General features: G+C 45.5%; 1 pseudogene. It reads left to right on the top strand.

Going from position 1 to position 233, the window contains the following annotated elements:
• Positions 1-49: 49 nt before the first annotated feature.
• Positions 50-233: pseudogene (gene eno, locus FS736_RS25695) on the top strand (phosphopyruvate hydratase); the annotation flags it as partial.

Genomic DNA, 233 nt, shown 5'->3' with positions numbered 1-233 from the left:
CACCCCAATCAAAACCCTTTTCAATTGAAACCACTCCGAACCCCACAACCTATTCACTCACCCCCTTCCCGTAAAACTTCACCTTCTTCCTCACCACCTCTTCCTTACAAACACTAAAAACCTTCCTCAACCTATCCACCACCCCCTTCCAAACTCAATCCTCATCAAACTTAACCAAATACCTACTTTCACACAAACTTTCCATCCAATCGAAATCGCTAACCCCCCACGCT

This window comes from Cytobacillus oceanisediminis 2691, assembly GCF_007678455.1.
In the GTDB taxonomy this organism is placed as follows: Bacteria; Bacillota; Bacilli; order Bacillales; family Cytobacillaceae; genus Mesobacillus; species Mesobacillus oceanisediminis_A.
The sequence above is the reverse complement of the archived record's forward strand: the minus strand, read 5'-3'. Positions and strand labels throughout refer to the sequence as shown.